The organism is Streptomyces sp. I05A-00742 (genome assembly GCF_013055795.1).
Classification (GTDB): Bacteria; Actinomycetota; Actinomycetes; order Streptomycetales; family Streptomycetaceae; genus Streptomyces.
The window spans coordinates 70,212-90,047 of record NZ_JABETO010000011.1 but is presented as its reverse complement, the minus strand read 5'-3'; the positions used below and the strand labels follow the sequence as shown (position 1 = coordinate 90,047).

General features: G+C 72.3%; 13 protein-coding genes and 1 pseudogene. 8 read left to right on the top strand and 6 right to left on the bottom strand.

The annotated features are described in order from the left end of the window. The first annotated feature begins 9 nt into the window (after positions 1–9). Positions 10–1,554 (top strand): M4 family metallopeptidase, encoded by a 1,545-nt coding sequence (locus tag HN013_RS13575; RefSeq protein ID WP_171166365.1) that lies wholly within the window; start codon positions 10–12, stop codon positions 1,552–1,554. Between the two features lie 45 nt (positions 1,555–1,599). Here the strand turns inward: HN013_RS13575 and glgP are convergent. Then, positions 1,600–4,319 (bottom strand): annotated as a pseudogene (gene glgP / locus HN013_RS13570) (alpha-glucan family phosphorylase). A 151-nt stretch (positions 4,320–4,470) separates the two neighbouring features. On the opposite strand from glgP, the gene HN013_RS13565 reads away from it, so the two are divergent. The 5 genes from HN013_RS13565 (at position 4,471) to glgB (ending at position 13,748) form a co-directional block, all read left to right on the top strand. Further along, the gene (locus HN013_RS13565; RefSeq protein ID WP_171166364.1) at positions 4,471–5,400 is read left to right on the top strand and encodes a helix-turn-helix domain-containing protein; all 930 of its coding nucleotides are present in this window, start codon (positions 4,471–4,473) and stop codon (positions 5,398–5,400) included. A 507-nt stretch (positions 5,401–5,907) separates the two neighbouring features. After that, positions 5,908–7,911 (top strand): alpha-1,4-glucan--maltose-1-phosphate maltosyltransferase, encoded by a 2,004-nt coding sequence (locus HN013_RS13560; protein WP_171166363.1) that lies wholly within the window; start codon positions 5,908–5,910, stop codon positions 7,909–7,911. Beyond that, positions 7,908–9,641, top strand: coding sequence for a maltose alpha-D-glucosyltransferase (gene treS / locus HN013_RS13555; RefSeq protein WP_171166362.1), 1,734 nt, complete (start codon positions 7,908–7,910; stop codon positions 9,639–9,641). The genes HN013_RS13560 and treS overlap by 4 nt, the downstream gene beginning before the upstream one ends. A gap of 286 nt (positions 9,642–9,927) precedes the next feature. Continuing rightward, the gene (locus tag HN013_RS13550) at positions 9,928–11,409 is read left to right on the top strand and encodes a maltokinase N-terminal cap-like domain-containing protein (RefSeq protein WP_171166361.1); all 1,482 of its coding nucleotides are present in this window, start codon (positions 9,928–9,930) and stop codon (positions 11,407–11,409) included. Positions 11,410–11,444: 35 nt separating this feature from the next. Then, a complete protein-coding gene (gene glgB, locus HN013_RS13545) occupies positions 11,445–13,748 on the top strand; it encodes a 1,4-alpha-glucan branching enzyme (RefSeq protein ID WP_398979528.1) in 2,304 nt (767 codons plus the stop codon). Between the two features lie 43 nt (positions 13,749–13,791). Here the strand turns inward: glgB and HN013_RS13540 are convergent, their stop codons facing one another. From HN013_RS13540 to HN013_RS13530, 3 genes are read right to left on the bottom strand one after another with little or no spacing between them, the layout of a single operon-like run. Next, positions 13,792–14,553 carry a hypothetical protein gene (locus tag HN013_RS13540; protein WP_171166360.1) on the bottom strand — a complete coding sequence of 254 codons (762 nt, stop codon included), beginning with the start codon at positions 14,551–14,553 and terminating at the stop codon, positions 13,792–13,794. Further along, entirely contained in the window at positions 14,550–15,260 is a 711-nt protein-coding gene (locus HN013_RS33665) for a sigma-70 family RNA polymerase sigma factor (RefSeq protein WP_312018595.1), read from the bottom strand. The genes HN013_RS13540 and HN013_RS33665 overlap by 4 nt, the downstream gene beginning before the upstream one ends. Further along, complete coding sequence (locus tag HN013_RS13530; RefSeq protein ID WP_171166359.1) at positions 15,253–15,438, bottom strand: hypothetical protein; 186 nt, start codon at positions 15,436–15,438, stop codon at positions 15,253–15,255. Before HN013_RS13530 ends, HN013_RS33665 begins: the two co-directional genes overlap by 8 nt. A 370-nt stretch (positions 15,439–15,808) precedes the next feature. On the opposite strand from HN013_RS13530, the gene HN013_RS13525 reads away from it, so the two are divergent. Next, the gene (locus HN013_RS13525) at positions 15,809–17,341 is read left to right on the top strand and encodes a hypothetical protein (RefSeq protein WP_171166358.1); all 1,533 of its coding nucleotides are present in this window, start codon (positions 15,809–15,811) and stop codon (positions 17,339–17,341) included. 210 nt (positions 17,342–17,551) lie between these two features. Here HN013_RS13525 and HN013_RS13520 read toward each other — a convergent pair whose 3' ends face one another. After that, entirely contained in the window at positions 17,552–18,094 is a 543-nt protein-coding gene (locus HN013_RS13520) for a sugar O-acetyltransferase (RefSeq protein ID WP_171166357.1), read from the bottom strand. A gap of 66 nt (positions 18,095–18,160) precedes the next feature. After that, complete coding sequence (locus tag HN013_RS13515) at positions 18,161–19,147, bottom strand: LysR family transcriptional regulator (protein WP_171166356.1); 987 nt, start codon at positions 19,145–19,147, stop codon at positions 18,161–18,163. Between the two features lie 398 nt (positions 19,148–19,545). Between HN013_RS13515 and HN013_RS13510 the strand changes: the two genes are divergently transcribed. After that, the gene (locus tag HN013_RS13510) at positions 19,546–19,803 is read left to right on the top strand and encodes a hypothetical protein (RefSeq protein ID WP_171166355.1); all 258 of its coding nucleotides are present in this window, start codon (positions 19,546–19,548) and stop codon (positions 19,801–19,803) included. Positions 19,804–19,836 lie beyond the last annotated feature (33 nt).

The window sequence follows — 19,836 nt, the reverse complement described above, 5'->3', positions numbered from 1 at the left end:
AGCCCTCGCGTGTCCCGTGCGTCCCACCCCTCCCGTCGTCCGGCCGTCGCCACCGGCGCCGCCACGATCGCCGCCGTGCTGCTCGCCGGCGGCTTCACCGGTTCCCCGGCGCAGGCCGCAGGTACCGAGGACCCGGCCGGGGCGCTGCACCTGGGGAGCAAGGAGCGGCTGATCCCGCGCGGGACCGTCACCGACCCCGACGGCACCGTCCACACCCGCTACGAGCGGACGTACGACGGGCTGCCGGTCCTCGGCGGCGACCTCGTCGTCCACCAGGACGGGCGCGGCAAGGTCGAGGACGTCACCAAGGCCACCGAGGCCGCCATCAAGGTCCCCACCACCGAGCCGAAGGTCCCGGCCCCCGCCGCGGGGCGCTCCGCGCTGTCCGCCGCCCCCGGCGCACCCGCCCCGGTCCGTGCCCCGCGCAAGGTGATCTGGGCCGCCTCCGGCAAGCCCGTCCTCGCCTACGAGACCGTCGTCGGCGGCCGGCAGCACGACGGCACCCCCAGCCGGACGCACGTCATCACCGACGCCACCACCGGCGGGAAGCTCTACTCGTACGAGGCCGTCGTGACCGGCACCGGGACCGGCCAGTACAACGGCAAGGTGAAGATCGGCACGGTCAGGGACGGCAAGAAGTTCCTGATGAAGGACACCGCCCGCGCCGGCCACCTCATACGCAACGCCCGCAACAGCTGGACCCAGTGGGGCCCCACCTTCACCAACGCCACGGACACCTGGGGCAACGGCAAGCCGTCCATGGCCCAGACCGCCGCGGTCGACGCCCAGTACGGCGCCGCGATGACCTGGGACTACTACAAGAACGTCCATGGCCGCAAGGGCATCAAGAACAACGGCAAGGCGCCCGTCTCCGTCGTCCACTTCGGCAAGAACTACGACAACGCGTTCTGGGACGAGGACTGCTTCTGCATGGTCTACGGCGACGGCTGGGACAACAAGAGCCCCCTCACCTCCCTCGACATGGCCGGCCACGAGATGACCCACGGCGTCACCAACGCCACCGCCGGGCTGCGGTACTCCGGCGAGTCCGGCGGCCTCAACGAGGCGACCTCGGACATCCTCGGCACCGCCGTCGAGTTCTACGCCAAGAACCCGAAGACGCCCGCCAACTACTTCGTCGGCGACCAGATCAACTACTTCGGCGACCACAAGCCGCTGCGCTACATGGACAAGCCCAGCAAGGACGGCAACTCCCCCGACTCCTGGCGCAAGGGCCTCGGCAGCCTCGACGTGCACTACTCGTCCGGCGTCGCCAACCACTTCTTCTACCTGCTCGCCGAGGGCAGCGGCGCCAAGACCATCAACGGCTTCAAGCACAACAGCCCCACCGCCAACGGCAAGAAGGTCACCGGCATCGGCCGCGGCGCGGCGGAGAAGATCTGGTACAAGGCGCTCACCGCGTACATGACGTCGACCACCGACTACAAGGGCGCGCGTGCCGCGACCCTCAAGGCGGCCAAGGCCCTGTACGGCACCACGAGCAAGCAGTACAAGACGGTTCAGGCGGCCTGGGACGCCGTGAACGTCAAGTGATCCGTGCCCCGGGCGGACGCGCCGGACGCCCGGGGCACGGTCGCGCTACCGCATCAGCACCCCCGCCGCCTCCCCCGACGCCTCCGCCGGGACGGCGACGAGGCCCATCTCCGCGCCGCCGGAGAGCAGGCGGTGGCTGGGGAGGATGCGGACGGTGTAGCCGAAGGGGCCGGTGCGGTCGAAGGTGAGCGGGCCCTCGTAGAGGCGCCGGCCGTCGAGGGCCGGGGTGCCGGTGGGCTTGAGGGGAACCGCGACCGCGCCGGTGAGCCGGTCCCCGGCGTCGACCCGGCCGGCCAGGGCCTGCACCTCGACGTCGGACGGGTCGAGGTCGCCGAGGCTGACGGTCACCCGGAGGGTGACGGTGGAGCCCAGCTCGGCGGTGCCGTTGAGGGGCCCGTCGGCGGCGGCCTCGACATGGTCGACGGCGACCGCGGGCCACGCGGCACGCACCCGGGACTTCCAGGCCGCGAGGTCGCGCGCCGCGTCGGGGGTGAGCGCCCGCTGCGCCCCGGCGGCCGGGCCGTAGAGCTGTTCGACGTACTCGCGGACCATACGGCCGGCGAGGACCTTGGGCCCGAGCGTGGCCAGGGTGCCGCGGACCATCTCGATCCAGCGGCCGGGCAGCCCGCCGGGGCCGCGGTCGTAGAAGCGCGGGGCGACCCGTTCGGCGAGCAGGTCGTAGAGGGCGGCGGCCTCCAGGTCGTCGCGGCGCTCCTCGTCGGTGGCCGCGCCGTCGGCGGTGGGGATGGCCCAGCCGAAGTCGGGCTCGTACCACTCGTCCCACCAGCCGTCGAGCACCGAGAGGTTGAGGCAGCCGTTGAGGGCGGCCTTCATCCCCGAGGTGCCGCACGCCTCCAGGGGCCGGAGGGGGTTGTTGAGCCAGACGTCACAGCCGGGGTAGAGCTTCTGGGCCATGGCCATGCCGTAGTCGGGCAGGAAGACGACCCGGTGCCGCACGCGCGGGTCGTCGGCGAACCGGACGAGCTCCTGGACCAGCCGCTTGCCGCTGTCGTCGGCAGGGTGGGCCTTGCCCGCGACGACGATCTGGATCGGGCGCTGCGGGTCGAGCAGCAGCCGGGTGAGCCGTTCGCGGTCGCGGAGCATCAGGGTGAGGCGCTTGTAGGAGGGCACGCGGCGGGCGAAGCCGATGGTGAGGATGTCGGGGTCGAGCACCCCGTCGATCCAGCCGAGCTCCGCCGTCCCGGCGCCGCGCTCGCGCCAGGCGGCGCGCAGCCGCTCCCTGACCTCGTCCACCAGCTGCTCGCGGAGCGTGCGGCGGAGCTCCCAGATGTCGGCGTCGGAGATGTCGGCGACGGAGTCCCAGCGCTCCGAGCCGCCGAGGGTGAGCGCGTCCTCGGCCCGGCCGACGCCGATCCGGCGGGCGCCGACGCGGAAGACCTCGGGGGCGACCCAGGTGGGGGCGTGGACACCGTTGGTGATGGAGGTGATCGGCACCTCGGTGTCGTCGAACCCGGGCCAGAGCCCGGCGAACATCTGCCGGCTGACCTGGCCGTGCAGGGTGGAGACGCCGTTGGCGCGCTGGGCGAGGCGCAGGCCCATCACGGCCATGTTGAAGAGGGCGGGGTCGCCGCCGGGGTAGTCCTCGGCGCCGAGCCGCAGGACGCGGTCCACGTCGATGCCGGGCAGCTCGGCGCCCTCGTCGAAGTGCCGGGCGACCAGGTCGCGGTCGAAACGGTCGATGCCGGCGGGGACGGGGGTGTGGGTGGTGAAGACGGCACCGGCCCGGACGCTCTCCAGGGCGGCGTCGAAATCCAGCCCCTCCGCGGCCAGTTCGCGGATGCGTTCGAGGCCGAGGAAGCCGGCGTGGCCCTCGTTGGTGTGGAAGACCTCGGGAGCGGGGTGCCCGGTGATCCGGCAGTAGGCGCGGACGGCCCGGACGCCGCCGATGCCCAGCAGCATCTCCTGCAACAGCCGGTGCTCGCTGCCCCCGCCGTAGAGCCGGTCGGTGACGTCGCGCTCGCCGCTCGCGTTCTCCTCGACGTCGGAGTCGAGCAGGAGCAGGGGGACGCGGCCGACCTCGGCCTTCCAGACATGGGCACGCAGGGAGCGGCCGCCGGGGAGGGCGAGGGCGACGGTGGCGGGGGTGCCGTCGGTCTCGCGGAGCAGGGCCAGCGGGAGCTCGTTGGGGTCCAGCAGCGGGTAGTGCTCCTGCTGCCAGCCCTCGCGGGAGAGGGACTGCCGGAAGTAGCCGTGCCGGTAGAGCAGCCCCACGCCGATGAGGGGGACACCGAGGTCGCTGGCCGACTTCAGATGGTCGCCGGCGAGGATGCCGAGGCCGCCGCTGTACTGCGGGAGGGCCGCGGTGATGCCGAACTCGGGGGAGAAGTAGGCGACGGCGGCCGGCAGTCCGGCCGNAGGATGCCGAGGCCGCCGCTGTACTGCGGGAGGGCCGCGGTGATGCCGAACTCGGGGGAGAAGTAGGCGACGGCGGCCGGCAGTCCGGCCGGCTGTTCCTGGTACCAGCGGTTGCCGGTGAGGTAGTCGTGCAGGTCGTCGGCGGCCGCGGCGAGCCGCCGGCGGAACCGGCGGTCCTCGGCGAGGGCGGTCAGCCGGGCGGCGGGAACGGAGCCCAGCAGCCGCAGCGGATCGCCGTCGGCCGCCCGCCAGCCCTCGGGATCGAGGGTCTGGAACAGCTCACGGGTCTCGGGATGCCAGGACCAGCGCAGGTTGCGCGCCAGCTCGCTGAGCGGTCGTAGGGGCTCCGGAAGGACGGGGCGCACGCTGAATCGACGAATGGCCTTCACGAGCACGACGGTAGCGGCGCGGGGCCCGCGGTCGTGGCTCAAGACGCCAAGTGCCTCCTTCTGCCCGATGCTCTTTCCCTCTGATTCCCCCCTGCTGCCTGACCCTGACAGGGGCAGGCGGACCGGTCGGCGGCACTGCTTGACTGGCCCCATGGACACACCTGCCGAACTGGGCGAATTCCTGCGCACCCGCCGCGCCGCGCTGCGGCCCGAGGACATCGGCCTGGCCACGTACGGCGGACAGCGCCGGGTGCCCGGCCTGCGGCGCGAGGAGCTGGCGCGGCTGGCGGGGGTCAGCGTGGCGTACTACACCCGGCTGGAGCAGGGCCAGTCCGGCAACGCCTCGGACGGGGTGCTGGACGCGCTGGCGCGGGCCCTGCGGCTGAGCCCGGACGAGCACGCGCACCTGCGGAACCTGGCCCGTCCGGTCCGCCCGGCCCACCCGGAGCGCCGCGCCGCCGCCCGGCCCGCGCGGGTGCGGCCCGGGGTGCGGCAGCTGGTCGCGGCCATGGGCGACGTCCCGGCCGTCGTCCTCGACCACCGCTACGACGTGCTGGACTGGAACCCCCTGGGCCACGCCCTGATCGCGGGTCACCTGGACGCGGACGCCCCGCACCGGCCGGCGGCCCGGCCCAACTCGCAGCGGCTGCTGTTCCTCGATCCGCACGCGCGGGAGCTCTACCCGCGGTGGGGCGTGGAGTCCCGGCGCGCGGTGTCGGCGCTGCGGCTGGCGGCCGGCGAGCACCCGGACGATCAGCAGCTGGCCGCCCTGGTGGGCGAACTGACGATGAAGAGCCCGGAGTTCGCGGCGCTGTGGGCGCGGCATCCGGTGCGGGCCTGCACCTCGGGGACGAAGGAGCTGCACCACCCGCTGGTGGGCGCGGTGACGCTGTCGTTCGAGATGCTGCGGGCGCCGGCGGCGGACGGCACCGCGCAGTCGGTCCTGGCGTTCAGCGCGGAGCCCGGTTCGCCGTCGGAGGCGGCCCTGCGGCTGCTCTCGACGACCCTCGCGGCGGCACCGCCGCCGCCCGTCGTTCCGGAGCGCGTGGAACACGACCGTCAGGGGCCGACCGTGCGCTGATGTTCCGGTACGAGGGAGAAATACGCCCCGCCTACACCCGGGCCTTCGAAGGCCAGAAGTCGCTACGGCCTTCGAAGGGCGGGCCGGGACGCCGTTCCTCCATCCGGCCGTCGTCCACCCTCGTTCGTCACATTGCACACGATCGGCCCAGCGGGGAGACTCCCTACGAGTGACGGAGGTCCCGCCGCCTTCCCCGGGCGGCGCCGGGCGAACTACGCACCGGTAGGCCGGACGGTGCGGGCATGTTCGCCAGGGCCTGGTGGGAAAGCTCCATCGGTGCAAGGAATACGCCCTCCGTCCGCTCGCCCCAGGACGACCCCCTCGTAATGTCGCGCACTTCCCGCTCGTCAGGTTTTCCGCCGCCCGCCCGGGTGAATGCGGACAGAAGCAGCCCTGCCCGCGCGCTTCCGGGCGGCAGGGCAGCGGATAGAAAGAACAGAACGCGCCAGATCCCCCGTCAGCTTCCGGGTTTTTCCTCCGGTTTCCCCTCGGACCCCAGGTGATTCCATGATCGGTCGCATTCCCGTCCTGGACCTCGCCCCGCTCGTGGACTGCGGCCGCAGACCGGCGAAGGCAGTGGTCGGCGAGTCCTTCGAGGTGACCGCGACGGTCTTCCGCGAAGGCCATGACGCGGTGGGCGCCAATGTGGCGCTCCGGGACGCGGCGGGCCGGTCGGGTCCGTGGACACCGATGCGGGAGCTCGCGCCGGGCACCGACCGGTGGGGCGCGGAGGTCACGCCGGACGCGGAGGGCCGCTGGACCTACGCGGTCGAGGCGTGGAGCGACCCGGTCACCACCTGGCGGAACGCGGCCCGCGTCAAGATCCCGGCCGGGATCGACACCGAGCTGGTGCTGGAGGAGGGCGCCCGGCTGTACGAGCGGGCGGCCGGCGGGGTGCCCAAGAACGAGGGCCGGGAGGCGGTGCTGGGCGCGGTCGACGCGCTGCGCGACACCCTGCGTCCGGGGGCCGACCGGCTCGCCGCCGCGCTCGCCCCGGCCGTGTCGGCCGCCCTGGCCGCGCATCCGCTGCGCGAACTGGTCACGGCCACCCGTCCGCTGCCGCTGCTGGTGGAGCGGGAACGGGCCCTGTTCGGCTCGTGGTACGAGCTGTTCCCCCGCTCGGAGGGCGCGGTCGTCAAGGAGGACGGGCCGCCGGTGAGCGGAACGTTCCGGACGGCGGCCAAGCGGCTGCCGGCCGTGGCGGCGATGGGTTTCGACGTCGTCTACCTCCCGCCCGTCCACCCCATCGGCACCTCCTTCCGCAAGGGCCCCAACAACGCGCTGAGCGCGGGCCCGCAGGACGTGGGCAGCCCCTGGGCGATCGGCTCGGCCGACGGCGGGCACGACGCGATCCACCCGGATCTGGGCACCTTCGAGGACTTCGACCACTTCGTGGCCCGGGCGCGCGAGCTGCGCATGGAGGTGGCGCTGGACTTCGCGCTCCAGTGCTCGCCCGACCACCCGTGGGTGGAGAAGCACCCGGAGTGGTTCCACCACCGGGCGGACGGCTCGATCGCCCACGCGGAGAACCCGCCGAAGAAGTACCAGGACATCTACCCGCTCGCCTTCGACGCCGACTTCGACGGGCTGGTCCGGGAGACACTGCGGCTGCTGCGGTTCTGGATGGACCACGGGGTGCGGATCTTCCGGGTGGACAACCCGCACACCAAGCCGGTGGTCTTCTGGGAGAAGGTCATCGCGGACATCGGCCGCACCGACCCCGATGTCGTCTTCCTGGCCGAGGCGTTCACCCGGCCGGCGATGATGCGCACGCTGGGCGCGGTCGGCTTCCAGCAGTCGTACACCTACTTCACCTGGCGCAACTCCAAGCAGGAGCTCACCGATTACCTCACCGAGCTCTCCCGGGACTCGGCCCCCGTGATGCGCCCGAACCTCTTCGTCAACACCCCTGACATCCTGCACGCCTACCTCCAGGAGGGCGGCCGGGCGGCCTTCGAGATCCGGGCCGTGCTCGCCGCCACGCTCTCCCCGTCCTGGGGCGTCTACGCCGGCTACGAACTGTGCGAGAATGCCCCGGCACATCCGGGCAGCGAGGAGTACCTGGACTCGGAGAAATACCAACTGCGGCCGCGCGACTGGGAGTCGGCCGAGCGCGAAGGTCGCAGCCTGGCTCCCCTGATCACCGTGCTCAACCGGCTGCGGCGACGGCACCCGGCTCTGCGCCGCCTGCGCAACCTGCGCTTCCACCCCGTCGACAACGACGCGGTCATCGCCTACTCGAAGCGCTGCGGGGGCCCCGGTGGAAGCTGCGTGGTGACGGTCGTCAACCTCGACCCCCACCACACCCAGGAGGCGACGGTCTCGTTGGACATGCCGGAGCTCGGCCTCGACTGGCACGAGACCTTCCCGGTGCGCGACGAGCTCACCGGCGAGACCTACCACTGGGGCAGGGACAACTATGTGCGCCTTGAGCCGGGCCGTTCGATCGCGCCCGCGCACGTGTTCTCGCTGCGACCGTCCTCACCGATCGGAGGGTCACCCACACCATGATCGTCAACGAGCCCGTACCGGACACATTCGAGGACACCCCCGCGAAGGACCGGGATCCCGACTGGTTCAAGCGCGCGGTGTTCTACGAGGTCCTCGTACGCTCCTTCCAGGACAGCGACGGCGACGGCATCGGGGACCTCAAGGGGCTGACGGCCAAACTGGACTACCTGCAGTGGCTGGGCGTCGACTGCCTCTGGCTGCCGCCGTTCTTCCAGTCCCCGCTGCGGGACGGCGGCTACGACGTCTCGGACTACACCTCCGTCCTGCCGGAGTTCGGTGACCTGGCGGACTTCGTCGAGTTCGTGGACGCCGCGCACCAGCGCGGTATGCGCGTCATCATCGACTTTGTCATGAACCATACGAGCGACCAGCACGACTGGTTCCAGCAGTCCCGCACCGATCCGGAGGGCCCGTACGGCGACTACTACGTCTGGGCCGACGACGACAAGCAGTACCAGGACGCGCGGATCATCTTCATCGACACGGAGACGTCCAACTGGACGTTCGACCCGGTGCGCAAGCAGTACTACTGGCACCGGTTCTTCTCCCACCAGCCGGACCTCAACTACGAGAACCCGGCGGTCCAGGAGGAGATCCTGGCGGCCCTGCGGTTCTGGCTGGACCTGGGCATCGACGGGTTCCGGCTGGACGCGGTGCCGTACCTGTTCGCGCAGGAGGGCACCAACTGCGAGAACCTGCCGCAGTCGCACGCGTTCCTCAAGCGCGTCCGGGCCGAGATCGACGCCCACTACCCGGACACGGTGCTGCTGGCCGAGGCCAACCAGTGGCCGGAGGACGTGGTCGACTACTTCGGCGACTACGCCAAGGGCGGCGACGAGTGCCATATGGCGTTCCACTTCCCGGTGATGCCGCGGATCTTCATGGCCGTGCGCCGCGAGTCCCGCTACCCGGTCTCCGAGGTCCTGGCCAAGACCCCGGCCATCCCCTCGCGCTGCCAGTGGGGCATCTTCCTGCGCAACCACGACGAGCTGACCCTCGAAATGGTGACGGACGAAGAGCGCGACTACATGTACGCGGAGTACGCCAAGGACCCGCGGATGCGCGCCAACATCGGCATCCGCCGCCGACTGGCCCCGCTGCTGGACAACGACCGCAACCAGATCGAGCTGTTCACGGCGCTGCTGCTGTCGCTGCCCGGCTCGCCGATCCTCTACTACGGGGACGAGATCGGAATGGGGGACAACATCTGGCTCGGCGACCGCGACGGGGTGCGCACGCCGATGCAGTGGACGCCGGACCGCAACGCGGGCTTCTCGTCCTGCGACCCGGGCCGGCTGTTCCTCCCGACGATCATGGACCCGGTCTACGGGTACCAGGTCACCAATGTCGAGGCGGCGATGAGCAGCCCGTCGTCGCTGTTGCACTGGACGCGCCGGATGATCGAGATCCGTAAGCAGAACCACGCGTTCGGGCTCGGCTCGTACACGGAGCTCCAGTCGAGCAATCCGGCCGTGCTGGCCTTCCTCCGGGAAGCCCCCCAGGAGGACGGAACGGACGACCTCGTCCTGTGCGTGAACAACTTCTCCCGCTTCGCACAGCCGACCGAGCTGGATCTGCGGAGCTTCAACGGGCGCCACCCGGTGGAGCTGATCGGCGGCGTCCGCTTCCCGGCCATCGGGGAACTGCCGTACCTGCTGACCCTGGCGGGACACGGCTTCTACTGGTTCCGGCTGCGCCGCAACGCACCGGCGGGCCACCAGCCCGGGTAGCCGGACCCCGGCCGCAAGAAAGGGCAACGGGCGGGACGCCCCCGGTTTTCCCGTCCGTGCCCCGGGCACCCTCACTACTACGCACAGACCGGCCCGGACGAAACGGTTCGGAAGAGGCCCGCCGCACCCTGCCGCACCGCGGCGGACGCTGACCGTACGGACGATCCTGGCCGGACACTCCCGCCGCCTTCGGCGGGAGGACCCCGATGCACCGCACACTGGCCAAAGCCGCAATCCGGGACACTGTGCCCCATCGTCGTGTGCCCCGGGGAAAGGACGCGACGCCATGTCGGACGCTGTACCGCCCCGCCGGGAGACCACCCCCCGGGCGGTGAGCCCCGGGTCCGCACCGTCCGGCGTCGCCGCCGCGCCGCCGCCCCCCACCGGCGGGGGGCCCGCCGACGTCCTGCTCGCCTCCCTGGCCCCGCTGCTCACCCGGTGGCTGCCCCGGCAGCGCTGGTTCGCCGGCAAGGGCAGCCCGGTCACCGGCCTCGCCCCGGTCACCGCGGTCGACGTCCTGCCGGTCACCCGCGGCGGCGGCACCCCCGGCCTGCTCCACCTGCTCGTCCGGGCGCGGCAGTCCGGCACCGGGGCGGACGACTGCTACCAGCTCCTCCTCGGCGTCCAGGACGTCCTGCCCCCGCAGCTCGCCCCGGCGCTCATCGGCCGGCCCACCGAGGGACCGCTGCGCGGCCTCGCCGTCTACGAGGCGCTCGCCGACCCGCGGACCGCCGGCCTCCTGCTGGAGCGGCTGCGCGTGCCCGGCAGGCTCGGCCCGCTGCGCTTCGTCCGGGAGGCGGACGCGGACCTCCCGGCGGGCCTCGCGCCCCGGCTGCTCGGGGCCGAGCAGTCCAACTCCTCGGTGGTGTACGGCGACTCGTACATCCTGAAGCTCTTCCGCCGCGTGGGTCCCGGTGTCAACCCGGACCTCGAACTCCCCCGTGCCCTCGCCCGCGCCGGCTGCACCAGGGTCCCCGCCCCCGCCGCCTGGTGCGAGGCCGAACCGCCGGGCGGGGGCGAGCCGATGACCCTCGGCGTCCTCCAGCCCTTCCTGCCGGGCTCCGCCGACGGCTGGCAGCTGGCCCTCGGCGCGCTCGCCGTCCAGGCCGACTTCACCGGCTCCGCGCACGCCCTCGGCCACGCCACCGCCGAGGTCCACCGCGCCCTCGCCGGCGCCCTGCCCACGCTCGACCTGCACCCGCCGCACCTCGAACGGATCGCCGCCGCCATGCACCGCAGGCTCGACGCCGCCGCCGAGGCCGTCCCGGCCCTGCGCGGCTACCGGGCCGCGCTGCGCGCGACGTACGACGACCTCACCCGCCCCGGAGCCCTCGGCCGGTCGCGCCGCGCCCAGCGGATCCATGGCGACCTGCACCTCGGCCAGGCGCTGCGCACGGCGGCGGACGGCCGCTGGTCGCTGATCGACTTCGAGGGCGAGCCCGCCCGGCCGCTGGCCGAGCGGCGCCGGCCGCAGCCGGTCGAGCAGGACGTCGCGGGCATGCTCCGCTCGTTCGACTACGCGGCGGCGGTCGGCCGGGCGGCCGGCACCGGCTGGGCCGACCGGGCCCGCGAGGCGTTCTGCGACGGCTACGCCGAGGCCCATCACGACCCGCGCGAGGACGACCGGCTGCTGCGGGCGCACGAGACCGACAAGGCCGTCTACGAAGTGCTGTACGAGGCCCGGCACCGGCCGGACTGGCTCTCCGTCCCGCTGACCGCGATCCGCCGGCTCGCCGCGCAGGCGGACGGCGCCCGGCGGCGGCCCTGACCCGACCCGCCCCACCACTCCGGGAGGAACACCCCGTGACCGCTCGACCGCCGTCCCCCGACCCCCGGCCCGGCTTCGTCCCCGCCACCTTCCTGCCCGGCCGCCGACGGCCCGACGCCGTGCCCCCGCCGGCCGGGAGCCGGGGGGTACGGCCCGCTCCGCGTCCCGACGACGCCGAGCGCGCCCGGCTGCTGAGCGGCGCCCACCACGATCCGCACGCCCTGCTGGGCGCCCACCACGCCCCGGGCGGAGTGGCGTTCCGCGTGCTGCGGCCGTACGCCCGCTCGGTGACCGTCACGGCGAAGGGGCTGCGGGCGGAGCTGATCCCGGAGGGGGACGGGTTCTTCTGCGGGGTGCTGCCGCTGAAGGAGATCCCCGACTACCGGCTCCAGGTGGCCTACGAGAAGGACGAGCTGGAGGTCGACGACCCGTACCGCTTCCTGCCCGCCCTCGGCGAGCTGGACCTGCACCTGATCGGCGAGGGCCGGCACGAGGAGCTGTGGCGGGCGCTCGGGGCGCGGCCGATGACGCACCAGGGGGCGGCCGGCACCCGGTTCACGGTCTGGGCGCCGAACGCCCTCGGGGTGCGCGTGGCCGGCGACTTCAACCTCTGGGACGGCACCGCGCACCCGATGCGCTCGCTCGGCGCGACGGGCGTGTGGGAGCTGTTCGTCCCCGGAGTGGGCGAGGGCGAGCTCTACAAGTTCGACATCACCCGCCCGGACGGCACCCACACCCTGCGGGCGGACCCGATGGCCCTGCGCACCGAGGCGCCGCCCGCCAACGCCTCGGTGGTGCACGTCTCCCGCCACACCTGGCGGGACGACGCGTGGATGGCACGGCGCGCCGACCGTCCCGCGCACGCGGCCCCGTTCTCCGTCTACGAGGTCCACCTGCCGTCCTGGCGGCCGGGCCTGGGCTACCGGCAGCTGGCCGACCAGCTCCCCGCGTACATCAAGGACCTGGGCTTCACGCACGTCGAGTTCCTGCCCGTCGCCGAGCACCCGTTCGGCGGCTCGTGGGGCTACCAGGTGACCGGCTTCTGGGCGCCGACCGCCCGGCTGGGCACCCCGGACGACTTCAAGTACCTGGTGGACGCGCTGCACCGGGCGGGCATCGGGGTGCTGGTCGACTGGGTCCCGGCGCACTTCCCGCGCGACGACTGGGCGCTGGCCGAGTTCGACGGCCGTCCGCTGTACGAGCCGGCGGACCCGCTGCGGGCGGCCCATCCGGACTGGGGGACGCTGGAGTTCGACTACGGCCGCACCGAGGTGCGCAACTTCCTGGTCGCCAACGCCGTCTACTGGTGCGAGGAGTACCACATCGACGGGCTGCGGGTGGACGCCGTCGCCTCGATGCTCTATCTGGACTACTCCCGCGAGCCGGGCCAGTGGACGCCCAACGAGCACGGCGGCCGGGAGAACCTGGACGCGGTGGCCTTCCTCCAGGAGATGAACGCCACCGTCTACCGCCGCTGCCCGGGCGTCGTCACGGTCGCCGAGGAGTCCACCGCCTGGGACGGGGTCACCCGGGCCACCCACCATGTGGGTCCTGGGGGCTTCGGGGGGCTGGGCTTCGGGCTGAAGTGGAACATGGGCTGGATGCACGACTCCCTGGAGTACGTGGCGAAGGAGCCGGTCCACCGCAAGTACCACCACGGCGAGATGACCTTCGCCATGGTCTACGCGTACAGCGAGAACTACGTCCTGCCGATCTCGCACGACGAGGTGGTGCACGGCAAGCGGTCCCTGGTCTCCAAGATGCCGGGCGACTGGTGGCAGCAGCGGGCCACCCACCGGGCGTTCCTGGGCTTCATGTGGTCCCATCCGGGCAAGCAACTGCTGTTCATGGGGCAGGAGTTCGCGCAGGGCGCGGAGTGGTCGGAGAGCCACGGCCCGGACTGGTGGCTGCTCGACCCGTCGTACGCCGCCGAGGCCGATCACCGGGGCGTGCGGGACCTCGTCCGCGACCTCAACGGCCGGTACCGCGAGAACCCCGCGCTGTGGGAGCGCGACACCGCGCCCGAGGGCTTCGAGTGGATCGTCGGCGACGCGGCGGAGGACAACGTCTTCGCCTTCCTGCGGTTCGCCGCGGACGGTTCGCCGCTGCTCGCCGTCAGCAACTTCTCACCCGTCGTCCGGTCCGCGTACCGGCTCGGCGTGCCGTCCGGCACGTCCGTCTGGGAGGAGTGCCTCAACACGGACGCGGCGCGGTACGGCGGGAGCGGCGTGGCGAACGCGGACCCGGTCAAGGCGCGTCCGGTGCGTCATCACGGGCGTCCGGCGAGCATCGAGCCGACGCTGCCGCCGCTGGCGACGGTGTGGTTCCGGCCGGGCTGATCGGGGCGTTTCCGCGTGGGCGAGCCTCGGGCGGGCCTCGGCGTCAGTCCGCGCCCGCCGGGGCCGCCGCCAGGTCGCGGAGCTCCTGGACGAGGGGCGGCTCGGGGAGCGGGATCGCGCCGAGGTCGGGATCGTGGTGCTCGCTGAAGTGGACGACGGCGGCCCCGGGCAGCCGCCGTACGGCCGTGGAGGCGGCGGCGCGGTCGCCCCAGACCCGGTCCGGGACGAAGCCGTGCCGCAGCAACTCCCTGCACCAGAAGGCCGCGTCGAGGTACTCGCCCCGGCAGGAGTGGTCCAGGAAGAGGCAGTACTCGGCCGTTCCGTCGCCCGCGCCGGCGGCGAACTGCCACCAGAAGCGGGCGCCGTCGCCGTGGTCGGCCAGGTGCAGCAGACAGGCGAAGATCCGGGCGCCGGTGCGGCCCGCGCACCGGTCGTGGATGAACCGGTCGAGGTCGTGCGGGGCGTCGGGGGCGCGCAGCACCGCCAGGCTCATGACCGTGAGGTCCCACCGGGCCCTGTCGGCGTCGGGCGCGCCGGGGGCGGGTTCGGTCCAGGCCGGGGGCCGGGCGATGAGGACGGCGGGTGCCGCGGGGCAGGTGTGGTGGGTGCGGGCGGCTCCGGGGGCGCCGGTGGCGTTGGGATCGCGGGCGGCGTTGGCGTCGCGGGCGGCGCGGGCGGCCAGCCGGTCGCGGAGGCGCTCCTCGGCCGCCGCCACGTCGTAGTCGGCGTACCGGTCCGCGGCGCGGGCCAGGGACAGCAGCCGTTCCACTCTGTCCCGGGACGCGGGGGCGAGGTCGTCGGTCATAAGGTTTCCTCCCGCGGTGTGGGGGCGGCCGTGGCCCCGGGGGTCCCGGGGTCCCCGGAGTGCGCGGCCCGCGCGGCGTGGTGGGTGCTCGGGGTGTCCGCCGGGGTCTTCTCCGGGTCTTGCTCCGGGACTTTCTCCGGGACGGCTGTGGGTTCACTGGCGTTTCCGGCCTCCAGCACCCGGGCAAGACGCCGGCACGCCTGACTGACGTGGGAGCGCACTGTGGCCTCCTCGATGCCCAGCAGTTCCGCCGCCTCGGAGGTGGTGTAGCCGATCCGGTACCGGAGCACAACCGCGTCGCGCTGGCGCTCACTCAGACTGCTGATGGCCGCGTTCAGCTGTATGAAATCGGTGAGCAGGTCGTAGGGGTCCTCGGTCTGGTCGCGGAGGGCGGCCTCGAAGGCGGCGGTGTCCATGGGCGCGGGGCGCCGTCTGCGGCGGCGCCGCTGGTCGCTGATGCGGTGCTTGAGGATCGTCCACGCGTACTGCTCCAGGCGGGCCATCCGCAGCATGCGGGGCCAGCTGCGCATGACGGCCTCGAAGGCGAGGTCCACCGCCTCCTCGGCGTCGGCGTCCGAGCCCAACTGCGCGTAGGCGACCCGCATGTAGTCCTTCCTGCGGGCGAGGTGGAAGGCCCAGAACGAGACGCGGTCCGCGTCCGGCCACCGGTCCATCGGCCCCTCGCCGTCGGCCGGCCGCTCAGTCACAGCGTCCTCCGTGCTTGCACGAAGGCTTCGCCGAGTGCCGTGCCCCGCCGACCAGGCCGGAGATGCCGATCCGGACGCCGACGGCGAGCATCCGGCGCAGCAGCCGGAACACGTCCGGTCCGAACACCCTGATGCCCAGGGCTACTTCGATCCACTGCGCCGCATTGTCTTGATGCACGTGCTTCTCCAGTGTGCTGCGTGTCGAGGTGGAGTGGGAGACGCCGGGCATCCCCCATGCGGCGCCGGAGACGCGTGGTCTCCACCAGTACAAGCGCCGCGGCGGGCCCGAATGTGCAGGACCACTCCCTATTTCGTTCACCAGTGCGAAAGGTGTCGGGGGCATCCCTGACCGAACCCGGAGTTCGCCCCACCACCCGGTGTGCCGGAAGCGTGCAGCGTGCTTCAGTATGAGATCCATCAACTCTCCCGGTGGACCGGCCTCCTGACCGAGGCTCGCCTGCCGGAATCCGTTGGTCCGCTGGTCCGGGCGTCCGGCCGGACAAGCATGGACAAGATCCATTGCCATTGCGAACACGAGGAGAGGGACGTTGAGCGAGGGAAGGAGGCGGACACGACCCTGGGGACCGCTGCGCGGTTCCTCCGGGCCGGCCCACGAGCTGGCCCACCTGCTGCGCGCCTGGCTGGACAAGGCGGAGCTGCGTGTGACGGACCTGGCCTGCGCCCTGCAGCCCGAGCACTTCACGGACGGACGCGTACCGGCCCGCACCACGGTCGCGGAACGGCTTGCCGGCGCGAATCCGCAGTGGGACTTCGTCGAGGCCGTCGCCGACGTCTGCTCCCGGGACGACGCGGAACGGACCCGGATGCTGAACGACGCCCGGCCCCTGTGGGAGCGCGTCCGGGCCGCCCTGCCGCAGCGGAACGGCCGTACCGGACAACGGAGCCGGCGCCCCGACGACGTCCGCCGGGACGACACCTCCCCCGGACAGCCGGACCCCACCGCCGACGAGGCCCTACGCTCCGCGCTCCGGCGCGCCGCCGAGGCCGAGCGCGAACGGGACAACGCACACCAGTTGTCCGTCCTCCTCCTCACGACGGTCAACCGGCTGGGGAACGACCTGACGGAGCTGCGCGCCCGGCTCCGGACCGGCGGCGGGGTACCGACCGACCAACTGCGCCGGGCCCGCAGGCGCCTCCAGCGCAGCGAGGCCCGGAGGGCGCTGCTGATGCAGGAGCTGCGGCAGGCGCGGGCCGAACGGGACAACTTGCGCGGTGCCGCGTCGTCCGGCGACGAGGACCGGACAACCTGCGACGCCCCTCGTACCGGACCACCGGACAACCGGCCGGACAACTGCCCCCTGACGACCGTGCGGTTGCTGGCCGACGCCCGCGCCCACGGCCGGGAGGCCGTGGCCCGGCGCATCGCCGCGGCGGCGGGGCGGGACGGCAACCCCGGCTTCGTACAACGGGTGGTGGCCCTGCTGTACGCCAACGAACAGCCGGCCGACGCCGCCCGGGTCCTGGCGTCCGTCGCCCGCGGCCGCCCCGCGGCCCGCGTACCCGGCGTACTCTCCGCCCTGCTCCGCGCCGGCCGCCACCTCGACGCCTCCCACGTCCGCGCCTCGGTCGCCCGGGCCGAATCCGCCGAGCGCGTGCTCGACGTCGTGGCCGCCCTCCGCGAGGCCGGCCTCCACTCCGACGCCTACCAGGTCCTGGCCGCCGCCGGCCGCCTGCGCGCCCTGGGCGACGTCCCTCCGCTCGTCCGGTCGTTGACCGCCGCCGGACGCCCCGACGACGCCCACTGGCTCCTCGGCTTCGCCGGCCGCGAGCGCCCCCGCACCGAAGCCCGCGCCCTGGCCGAGGTCCTACGCCTCGCCGGCGACCCCGCCGCCGCCGACCTCCTCCTCTCCGAACTCCGCCCCCCGACCACCCCCACCCCTCAACCCTCCACCGACAACCCCCCACCCCTCCCCATCCCCACCCGCCCCCTCCCCCCACAAACCACCGGCCTCGCCACCGTCATCCACATCGACCCCTCCCCCGGCGCCCGCGCCCCCGTCCTCGGCCGCCGCGTCACGGACGGACCGTATGTGGAACGGGTGCCGCCGCCGCGGGGGTGAGGGGTGGGGCATGTGACCACGCGAGCGGCCCGGCCTCGTCTCACCCACCGGTTCGCCACTGCCGTTGCCGCTCTCCAGGACGAGTCCCCAGGTGCCTTCGCACGGAAGCTCAGGACTAGATGCCCCCCGGCCATGACGTTGTTGTCAGCGGGAACTTGACGGCGAGCGCGTCAGTGAGCGATCCCGGCAGTGCGTGGCCCGTAGGTGGCGTCACCACCGTCGGTGAACGGTGGCCTTACCACCGGTCACCAGGCTTGCCGGCGGGACGTCGTCGGTAAGGACCGCGCCGGCGGCGACCACGGCGTCACGGCCGATGCTGACGCCGGGGAGGATCATGGCACCGGCGCCTATCCACACGTTCTCCGCCACATCGATGGGGGCACCGGTGAGCCACCCCCGTCGCTCCTCGGGGTCGACCGGGTGACCGACGGTGATGAACGTGACCTTGGGTCCGACCATCACGCGCTCGCCGAGGCGGATGCCGGCGTAGTCCAGGAATGTGCAGTTCTGGTTGATGAACACGCGCTCCGCGAGGTCCAGGTGGAGGCCGTGGTCCGTGTAGAAGGGCGGATAGATCGTGGCTCTCGTCGACAGCGGCCTGCCCAGGATCTGTTCGAACAGTTCTGCCTTGCCTGCTTCGTCCTCGAAGGGCAGGACGTTCAGGCGGGAGGTGAGCTCGGTGACCCGCAGGACCCTGTCGGCCATGGACTGGAACTCGGCGCTGTGGATGCGCATGAGGCGGTCGCTGGACATGCCACGAACCTTTCTGGTGTACCGGTGAATGGATAGGACTCAGACAGATATCGGCAGTCGGCCGCGTCATCCTTGTCCGGGTTGAGGCCTGCGAGTACGTGCGATGCCGCTGTCGCCACGCCATGACGCCGTTGCCCAGGACGGCAGCCAGATACTCCCGGGGAGCCTCGGCATGCTTTCGAGGTGGGTGATGATTCCGCGGAGTCCTGGATGTGGATTCGTTCCGGGGAGAATGAGGGAGAGCGGGTACGCGAGGGTCGGATTCACGACAGGGATGCGGCGCAGGTCGTGGCCCGTCGGCCAGATGTACCGGTCGCGTGCACCGACGAGGGTGGCGACGTCCGCGGACTCCGCGAGGGTGTCCAGGAGCACTTCGTCACCGAAGTGTGGGCCTGCCGCGTCGATGCGCAGGTCGAATTCGGTGGCGAGCTGATCGTAGAACTCCGCCCATTCGCTTCGGGGTGCGATCCCCGGCACCCATATCCGGTGCTTGCGCAACTGCGGTGGCGTCAGCCTCCGCGCGGAGGCGAGTGGATGCCTCGGGCCTACGAGCAGTTCCAGCGGAGAGTCGAACGCGCGAATCATCCGCAGGTCGGGCGGCAGCGCGTCCGGGGCAGTCACGGAACGGAACGAGGCATCGATATCGCCTGCTGCGACGGCGTCGACCGCCACGCGTGGGTCGTTGACCCGGAGGGTCACCACGTCGAGGTTGATTTCGGGATGCGCCCGCCAGTAGTCGTGCAGAACGACGGCCTGCGCGCTCCGCAGGCCGAGAACGTCGATCCGAAGGGCCCGGGAGCCCGGCCTGACCGCGGTGATGGCACGCTCGACACCCGCGACGATGCTCCGCGCGTGGGGGAGAAACGCCTGACCGTCGAGCGTCAGCTCAACTCCTCTGGCGGTACGTGTGAACAGCAGCACTTCCAGCTCGCGCTCCAGAGCGGCGATCCGCTTGGAGACGGCTTGCTGCGTCACGCCCAGCTCATCGGCCGCACGTTGCAACTGTCCGAGCTCGGCGGCCCGGACGAACGATCGCAATGCCTCGGTGTCCACTGGTGCACCTTAGACGTGCACAACCGATCGTTGTGGCTCGCCGTGGACCGGTTGTCCGGCACGGCGGGCGCGACCGGCCTGCCGTTTATCGAATTCTGAGAGATAAGGTCGTCACCGACAAGCCGGACCACTTGTACTGTGACTTCGAGAACCCTGTCGTCGACAAGACGTACCTCGGGAATTTCCGCCCTGCCTCCAACGACTTGTGCAACTACACCAGCTCGGACGCCACGCAGTAGTTGAACTGGTCCGACACCGTGGGTTCCACGAACTCGGTGGAAGTCTCCGCCTCGGTCACCGCCACGCTCATCGACAAGGTTCTCAGTGCCAGCGTTTCCGCCAAGTACGGCTACATGTGGAGCAATTCGCACTCCGAAGGCGGCTCCATCGGGAGCACCGTGAAGCCCGGTGAAGTGGGCTGGATCGACCGGGCCCAGGCCATGCATAAGGTTACGGGTACCTGGCACTTCTACTCCGACGGACTGGTGTACAACTTCCGGGTCAAGGGCACCGTCGTCAGCCCTGCCGAGAACGGAACCGACGGAGTGCGGAACTCGGTCGTCGCCAGGACGCGGGAGATGAGCGACAACGAAAAGACCTCCGTCGGCGCACGTCCGGGCGGGGTGCTGACAAAGCCCCACGCGCCCCAGGGGTGAAAGGCCGGCGCGACCCCAAGGCATCGTCGCCCC

What these genes read in the sequence shown, in the direction of transcription:
- HN013_RS13565 (WP_171166364.1), top strand. Translation starts at nt 4,471, where the DNA reads ATGGACACACCTGCCGAACTGGGCGAATTCCTGCGCACCCGCCGCGCC.
- HN013_RS13560 (WP_171166363.1), top strand. Translation starts at nt 5,908, where the DNA reads ATGATCGGTCGCATTCCCGTCCTGGACCTCGCCCCGCTCGTGGACTGC.
- treS (WP_171166362.1), top strand. Translation starts at nt 7,908, where the DNA reads ATGATCGTCAACGAGCCCGTACCGGACACATTCGAGGACACCCCCGCG.
- HN013_RS13550 (WP_171166361.1), top strand. Translation starts at nt 9,928, where the DNA reads ATGTCGGACGCTGTACCGCCCCGCCGGGAGACCACCCCCCGGGCGGTG.
- HN013_RS13540 (WP_171166360.1), bottom strand. Translation starts at nt 14,553, where the DNA reads ATGACCGACGACCTCGCCCCCGCGTCCCGGGACAGAGTGGAACGGCTG.
- HN013_RS13520 (WP_171166357.1), bottom strand. Translation starts at nt 18,094, where the DNA reads ATGTCCAGCGACCGCCTCATGCGCATCCACAGCGCCGAGTTCCAGTCC.